The following is an 825-nucleotide window of genomic DNA, read 5'->3' on the forward strand; positions in this document are numbered from 1 at the left end:
TTCAACACAGCTGGGGAGGATCTGTTGGTCAATGCCATAGTGTGGGCAGCAGGTATAGATACAGATGGGGATGGTGTCACGGACGATTTGGATCTGGACAGTGATAATGACGGTATCTACGATGCGATAGAAGCCGGTCATGACCAAACGCAAGCTTCGGGCCGTCTTACGGGCAATGTTGGTCTGGACGGTGTCCCTGATAGTGCCCAAGCTTCTGGCCAAGAAGATAGTGGCACGGTAAATTATACCTTGCAGAATTCTGATGGAAGCGGAGACAATGATTATATAACTTTGGATAGTGACGGGGATGGCTGTAACGATGTAAGGGAGGCAGGTTACACAGAGAGCGGAACAATGCCCAACGAATTGGCGGGGACAGGATATGACGCTACTACCGGAGTAGTTACCGGGAACACGGATGGCTATACATTACCATTGGATGGTGATGGAAGCTTAGAGTACGACTACCGTGAGGCAGGAACGGCACCTTCCATTTCTACGCAACCTACGAACGCACAGACCTGCCCTGGCTGCAGTGCTACCTTTACAGTTACAGCTATCAATGCGGATACCTATCAATGGCAGATTTTTAATGGCTCCATATGGGTGGACTTAACGGATACAGGCATTTATAGTAATACAACAACAGCTACATTGACGCTTACCTCCCCCACGGCATCAAACAATGGGGACCAGTACAGGGTAGTGGTGTCAAACTCTTCTTTTATATGTGCCACTGAAACTTCAAATACGATAATTCTTACAATAAATGTAAGTAGTGTGATAACCAATCGAAGGATTACCTATAGGGTCAAGAAAAATTAA

The 825-nt window shown here is 46.8% G+C and carries 1 pseudogene; it reads left to right on the forward strand.

Annotated elements, in window-relative coordinates:
* A pseudogene (locus AACP56_RS17885) lies at positions 1-825 on the forward strand (hypothetical protein); the annotation flags it as partial.

This window comes from Croceitalea sp. MTPC6 (assembly GCF_036985525.1).
In the GTDB taxonomy this organism is placed as follows: domain Bacteria; phylum Bacteroidota; class Bacteroidia; order Flavobacteriales; family Flavobacteriaceae; genus Croceitalea.